7 protein-coding genes are annotated in these 6,642 nt (G+C 71.7%); all 7 read right to left on the bottom strand.

What is annotated here, in order from left to right:
* Positions 1-74: 74 nt before the first annotated feature.
* Entirely contained in the window at positions 75-1,283 is a 1,209-nt protein-coding gene (gene metK / locus ACFVGO_RS20155; protein WP_359897416.1) for a methionine adenosyltransferase, read from the bottom strand.
* A 152-nt stretch (positions 1,284-1,435) separates the two neighbouring features.
* Positions 1,436-2,665 (bottom strand): bifunctional phosphopantothenoylcysteine decarboxylase/phosphopantothenate--cysteine ligase CoaBC, encoded by a 1,230-nt coding sequence (coaBC, locus tag ACFVGO_RS20150; protein ID WP_380633153.1) that lies wholly within the window; start codon positions 2,663-2,665, stop codon positions 1,436-1,438.
* Between the two features lie 244 nt (positions 2,666-2,909).
* Positions 2,910-3,176, bottom strand: coding sequence for a DNA-directed RNA polymerase subunit omega (gene rpoZ / locus ACFVGO_RS20145; protein ID WP_030240625.1), 267 nt, complete (start codon positions 3,174-3,176; stop codon positions 2,910-2,912).
* A 37-nt stretch (positions 3,177-3,213) separates the two neighbouring features.
* Positions 3,214-3,771, bottom strand: coding sequence for a guanylate kinase (gene gmk, locus ACFVGO_RS20140; protein ID WP_359897418.1), 558 nt, complete (start codon positions 3,769-3,771; stop codon positions 3,214-3,216).
* Between the two features lie 49 nt (positions 3,772-3,820).
* A complete protein-coding gene (mihF, locus tag ACFVGO_RS20135) occupies positions 3,821-4,147 on the bottom strand; it encodes an integration host factor, actinobacterial type (protein WP_030056187.1) in 327 nt (108 codons plus the stop codon).
* A gap of 349 nt (positions 4,148-4,496) precedes the next feature.
* Complete coding sequence (pyrF, locus tag ACFVGO_RS20130; protein WP_380633151.1) at positions 4,497-5,330, bottom strand: orotidine-5'-phosphate decarboxylase; 834 nt, start codon at positions 5,328-5,330, stop codon at positions 4,497-4,499.
* A 32-nt stretch (positions 5,331-5,362) separates the two neighbouring features.
* Positions 5,363-6,466: a quinone-dependent dihydroorotate dehydrogenase gene (locus ACFVGO_RS20125; protein WP_359897420.1), complete on the bottom strand. Its 1,104-nt coding sequence runs from the start codon at positions 6,464-6,466 to the stop codon at positions 5,363-5,365.
* Positions 6,467-6,642: the final 176 nt, after the last annotated feature.

Here is a 6,642-nt window from a genome sequence, read left to right as displayed (position 1 = left end):
TTCAGGCGCTACGGGCGCACGGGCCGCGGGCGCGCGCCACTGGCGACGGGCCGCGGGCGCGGGCGCCGCGGACGTCAGTCCTGGACGGCGGCCTTCAGCTGCTCCACCCGGTCGGTGCGCTCCCAGGTGAACTCCGGCAGCTCACGGCCGAAGTGGCCGTACGCCGCGGTCTGCGAGTAGATCGGGCGCAGCAGGTCCAGGTCGCGGATGATCGCGGCCGGACGCAGGTCGAAGACCTCGGAGACGGCCTTCTGGATGGTGAGGACCGGCACGGTCTCGGTGCCGAAGGTCTCCACGAACAGGCCGACCGGCTCGGCCTTGCCGATCGCGTACGCGACCTGCACCTCGGCGCGGCGGGCGAGGCCGGCGGCGACGATGTTCTTCGCCACCCAGCGCATCGCGTACGCGGCCGAGCGGTCCACCTTGGACGGGTCCTTGCCGGAGAAGGCGCCGCCGCCGTGGCGGGCCATGCCGCCGTAGGTGTCGATGATGATCTTGCGGCCGGTGAGGCCGGCGTCGCCCATCGGGCCGCCGATCTCGAAGCGGCCGGTCGGGTTGACCAGCAGGCGGTAGCCCTCGGTGGTCAGCTTGATGCCCTGCTCGGCCAGCGCCTTCAGCTCCGGCTCGACCACGAACTCGCGGATGTCCGGGGTGAGCAGCGACTCCAGGTCGATGTCGCTGGCGTGCTGGGTGGAGACGACGACGGTGTCCAGGCGGACGGCCTTGTCGCCGTCGTACTCGATGGTGACCTGGGTCTTGCCGTCGGGGCGCAGGTAGGGGATGGTCCCGTTCTTGCGCACCTCGGTCAGGCGGCGGGAGAGGCGGTGCGCCAGGGTGATCGGCAGCGGCATGAGCTCGGGCGTCTCGTCGGACGCGTAGCCGAACATCAGGCCCTGGTCACCGGCGCCCTGCTTGTCCAGGTCGTCCTCGTCGCCCTCGACACGGGCCTCGTACGCGGTGTCGACGCCCTGCGCGATGTCGGGCGACTGGGCACCGATGGACACCGAGACGCCGCAGGAGGCGCCGTCGAAGCCCTTCTTGGAGCTGTCGTAGCCGATCTCCAGGATCTTGTCCCGGACGAGCTGGGCGATCGGCGCGTACGCCTTGGTGGTCACCTCGCCGGCCACGTGCACCTGGCCGGTGGTGATGAGCGTCTCCACGGCGACCCGGGACGTCGGGTCCTCCCGCAGGAGAGCGTCAAGGATGGTGTCGCTGATCTGGTCAGCGATCTTGTCGGGGTGTCCCTCGGTCACGGACTCCGAGGTGAACAGGCGGCGAGACACAGCGCTCCCTGGGGTTGCAGCGGCTGCTGACTGAAGTTCCCCGGGGCGACCCGGGGAACTCCGGAAAGACTTGATTCCTGGAGTCTAACGGTCTGGTTCCGCCGAACGTCACCCGCTTCAGGAATTCTCGACCGCCGCGCGAGCGGTTCCGATCAGTTGCCGCCCGTTTCCAGCCGCTTTGCGACCAGATCCCAGACCACGTCCGCGAGCGCCTCCTTCGGGCCCACCGGAACGGCCGTCTCACTGCCGTCCGAGCCCAGTACCACGGCCTCGTTGACGTCGGTGCCGAAGGCCTTGCCGTTGCCCACCTCGTTCACCACGAGCAGGTCACAGCCCTTGCGGGCGAGCTTGGCCCGACCGTTGGCGAGCACGTCGTCGGTCTCCGCCGCGAAACCCACCACGAGTTGACCCGAACGGGCCCGGTGGGCCGACAGTTCGGCCAGGATGTCCGGATTGCGGACCAGTGCGACGGGTGCCGGCTCGACGCCCTCGACCTTCTTGATCTTGCCGGTCGCGTACTCGGCGGGCCGGAAGTCCGCCACCGCCGCGGCCATCACCACGGCGTCCGCGTCCTTGACCGCCTTCAGCGCCGCCTCGCGCAGCCCCAGCGCGGTCGACACGTGCACCACGTCCACCCCGGCCGGGTCCGGCAGCTCGGCGTTGGCCGAGAGCAACGTCACCCGGGCCCCGCGCGCCGCGGCCGTCACGGCGAGCGCGTAGCCCTGCTTGCCGGAGGACCGGTTGCCCAGGTAGCGCACCGGGTCCAGCGGCTCGCGGGTGCCGCCGGCCGAGACCACCACGTGCCGGCCCGCCAGGTCGGTCGGCACCGCCCCGCCGCGGCGCAGCACGGCCCGGCAGGCGTCGAAGATCGCCGACGGCTCGGGCAGTCGGCCCTTCCCGGTGTCCTTGCCGGTCAGCCGCCCGACGGCCGGCTCCAGCACGATCACGCCCCGGCGGCGCAGCGTGGCCACGTTGTCCCGGGTGGCCGGGTGCTCCCACATCTCGGTGTGCATGGCGGGCGCCACCACGACCGGACAGCGGGCGGTGAGCAGGGTGTTGGTGAGCAGGTCGTCGGCGAGGCCGTGGGCGGCCTTGGCGATCAGGTCGGCGGTGGCCGGGGCGACCACCACCAGGTCGGCCTGCTGCCCGATCCGCACGTGCGGCACCTCGTGCACGCGCTCCCAGGTCTCGGTGGCGGCCGGGCGGCCGGACAGCGCCGCCCAGGTCGCCTCGCCGACGAAGTGCAGCGCGGCGGCGGTCGGCACGACGGTGACCTGGTGGCCGGACTCGGTGAAGCGGCGCAGCAGCTCGCACGCCTTGTACGCGGCGATCCCGCCGCTCACGCCGAGGACCACGCGGGGGGCGTCCGCACTCAGGGTCATCTACCGGCCTTTCTCCGCCTCGGGAACGCACAACGCATCGGGAACGCGTCGCGGCCGTGCCGCGAACGCGCCCACCCTACGGCCCCCCGGCCGGCCCCCGCACCGCGCCCTGCCCTCCGGCGAGCGCCGGAGGGTCGCCGGCGAGCGCCGAAGGTCCGTCGGGGAACACCCGAGGGCCGCGGGGAACGCCGAAGGGCCCGGCGGAAACGATTCCGCCGGGCCCTTCCGAAACTCTGCGACTGCCTCAGGCAGCCTCGATCGCCTCGGCGGTCAGCATGCCCGCGTTGATCTCGCGCAGCGCGATCGACAGCGGCTTCTCGTGCACGTGGGTGTCGACCAGCGGGCCGACGTACTCCAGCAGGCCCTCGCCGAGCTGGGAGTAGTACGCGTTGATCTGGCGCGCGCGCTTGGCGGCGTAGATCACGAGGCTGTACTTGGAGTCGGTGGCCTCGAGCAGCTCGTCGATCGGCGGGTTGATGATGCCCTCGGGCGCGGTCATGGAAGAGGACACGCTAAAACCTTCCGAAAGGGTGGAAAAGACAGACAGGTCAGGCTACACCGAGCAAGGCTAGCAGTTCGGCCGCTACCTGCTCGACGGAGGTGTTGACAAGGGTCGTGTCGAACTCGGGCTCGGCCGCGAGCTCGACCTTGGCCGCCTCCAGCCGCTTCTCGATCACGTCCTGCGGCTCGGTGCCCCGGCCGGTCAGCCGGCGGACCAGCTCGTCCCAGCTCGGCGGAGCCAGGAAGACCAGCTGCGCCTCGGGCATCGACTCGCGCACCTGCCGGGCGCCCTGGAGGTCGATCTCCAGGAGCACCGGCTCGCCGCGCTCCAGCTTCTCCTGCACGGCCGCGCGCGGGGTCCCGTAACGGTTCCCGGCGAACTCGGCCCACTCCAGCAACTCGCCGTTGGCGACCAGCTTGTCGAACTCGTCGTTGTCGACGAAGTGGTACTGGACCCCGTTCTTCTCGCCCGGCCTCGGGCGCCGGGTCGTCGCCGACACCGAGAGCCAGACCTCGGGGTGCATCTTCCTCATATGAGCGACGACCGTGCTCTTGCCGACCCCCGAAGGGCCGGAGAGCACGGTCAGCCGCGGACGCTCACTCATGCACCGATTATCCCGGATCGCGGGGGATCCTGGGACCACGGGGGCACGGTCAGGCGGCGCCACCGCCGAACTCCCGCTCCAGGGAAGCGATCTGGTTCGTACCGAGGCCGCGGACGCGCCGGCTCTCGCTGATGCCGAGGCGCTCCATGATCTGCTTGGCACGGACCTTGCCGACGCCCGGAAGGGACTCCAGCAGGGCCGAGACCTTCATCTTGCCGATGACGTCGTTGTCGGCCTTTCCGGCCTTGATCACCTCGTGCAGGGAGGCGCCGGAGTGCTTGAGCCGGTTCTTGACCTCGGCGCGCTCCCGGCGAGCCTCGGCGGCCTTGGCGAGCGCGGCGGTGCGCTGTTCAGGGGTAAGGGGCGGAAGGGCCACGCCGTTCACCTCAGGGTGTGGATGGATGGATTGAGCTAGGACTGGTTCGGTACCGAGGACACCGTCCGCAAGGGGAACCACAAGGCCCTGACCTGCGGGAGCCACCGAAATAGCGGCTCGCCGATGACCTATCGCCGGACACTACCCGGATTGCGGCGCCACGTCAGGAAAAGAACACGAAAAGTCCTGGTCAGCCAAGGCCGACCAGGACTTTCCAGGGCAAAATGACCGCGATTGCGAGACTTTGGCGGTGCCGATGTGACGGCGCTCACGTCGCTTCGACGGCCACCGCGCGGTCCTGCGGACACTCCGCAGGGTCACCGCGCGGCTACCTGAAGGACGGGTTCCGCTACTTGACGGCGTCCGCGAACTCGCCGACGAAGCGCTCCGCCGCCTCCCGAAGCGCCGGCACCGAGGGGCCGTGCCTGAGCACGTCCCGGCTGACGCTCGGCACCACGTTGATCACCGAGGCGCCGAACACCCGCGGCAGGTCGGCCATGGTCGCGCCCTGGGCGCCGATCCCGGGGGCCAGCAGCGGGCCGTTGATGGCCAGTTCCACGCCCGCGTCGGCCAGCGTCGCGCCGACCACCGCGCCGAAGGAGCCGAGCGGCGCGGCGCCCTCGTTCTCGGCCGCCAGCTGACGCAGCACCGAGGCCGCGACCGGCTCGCCGTCCGAGCCCACCGCGCGCTGCACCTCGGCGCCCTCCGGGTTGGAGGTGAGCGCCAGCGCGAACACGCCGCAGCCCTGCTCCCGGGCCAGGTCCAGGGCCGGGCGCAGCGAGCCGAAGCCCAGGTACGGGCTGACCGTCAGCGCGTCCGAGAACAGCGGGCTGCCCGGCGACAGGAAGGCCTCGGCGTACGCGGCCATGGTGGAGCCGATGTCACCGCGCTTGGCGTCCATCAGGACCAGCGCGCCGGCCGCCCGGGCCTCCTCGACGGTCTTCTCCAGCACCGCGACGCCCTTGCTGCCGAAGCGCTCGAAGAAGGCCGCCTGCGGCTTGAGCACGGCCACCCGGTCGGCCAGCGCCTCGACCACGGTGCGGCTGAAGGTCTCCAGCCCGGCGAGGTCGTCGCCGAGCCCCCAGGCGGCGAGCAGGGAGGCGTGCGGGTCGATGCCGACGCAGAGCTGGCCGCGGGTGTCGAGGGCCTGGCGCAGCCGGGCGCCGAACGGGGCGAGGGTCATGTCGTCTCTTTCCGGAGGGGTGGGGAGGGGGTTCAGGAGCTGCGCACGGCGCTGCCGACGGCGTCGGCCAGGCTGCGGAAGCCGCCCGCGCGGACCTTGGCGGACAGGCCCTTGTGGATCCGCCGGCACCAGAACGGGCCCTCGTAGATGAAGGCGCTGTAGCCCTGGACCAGGTCGGCGCCGTGGACGATCCGCTGCCAGGCGTCCTCGGCGGTCTCGATGCCGCCGACCGAGACCAGGGTCAGCCGGCCCTCGGTGCGGGCGCGCAGCCGCTGGAGCACCTCCAGGGCACGGGCCTTGAGCGGGGCGCCGGACAGGCCGCCCATGCCGATCTCCGCGACCCGCCCGGCGTCGGTGCGCAGGCCCTCGCGGCCGATCGTGGTGTTGGTGGCGATGATGCCGTCCAGGCCCAGCTCCAGGGCGAGGTCGGCGACCGCGTCGACGTCCTCGTCGGCCAGGTCGGGGGCGATCTTGACCAGCAGCGGCACGCGGTGGGCGGTGCTGCGGTCGGCGGCCTCGCGGACGGCGGCGAGCAGCGGCCGCAGGTGGTCCACGGCCTGGAGGTTGCGCAGCCCGGGGGTGTTCGGCGAGCTGACGTTGACCACCAGGTAGTCGGCGTACTTGGCCAGCCGCTCGGTGGACTTCACGTAGTCGGCGACGGCGTCGGCCTCCTCGACCACCTTGGTCTTGCCGATGTTGACGCCGATCACCGGGGTGGAGCTGGTGTGCGGGCGGGCGGCCAGCCGGGCCGCGACCCGGGCCGAGCCCTGGTTGTTGAAGCCCATCCGGTTGATCAGCGCGCGGTCCTCGACCAGGCGGAACAGCCGGGGCGCCGGGTTGCCGGGCTGGGGCTCGCCGGTGACGGTGCCGATCTCGACGTAGTCGAAGCCGAGCATCGACAGGCCGTCGATGCCGACGCCGTTCTTGTCGAAGCCGGCCGCCAGGCCGAACGGGCCGGGCAGGTCGAGGCCGAGGGCGCGGGTGCGCAGGGCCCGGTCGCGCGGGGCGAGCACCAGCCGCACCAGGGTGCGCAGGCCGGGCACCGAGGAGCCGAGGCGGATCCAGAAGAAGGCGAGGTGGTGGGCCTTCTCGGGGTCCATCTTCTTGAAGACCAGGTCGAACAGAAGCTTGTACAAGGGTGGTTCAACTCCCGGAGCGGAGAGAGCAGACGGGCGCGGGCGCCGCCCGTCGGAGGAAGGGTGGCGGTGGGTGACGGGCGGGGCGGTCATGGCAGTGGGGGGGACCCGGATTTTCCGGTGCCCCCCCCTGCGGTGGTGTTCCTTTCGGGCAGGGTTTGTCCACTCGGCGTGCT

This window comes from Kitasatospora sp. NPDC057738, assembly GCF_042798815.1.
Taxonomy (GTDB): domain Bacteria; phylum Actinomycetota; class Actinomycetes; order Streptomycetales; family Streptomycetaceae; genus Kitasatospora; species Kitasatospora lactacystinica.
Note: the sequence above shows the minus strand (reverse complement) of the source record. Positions and strands in the feature narration are given on the sequence as shown.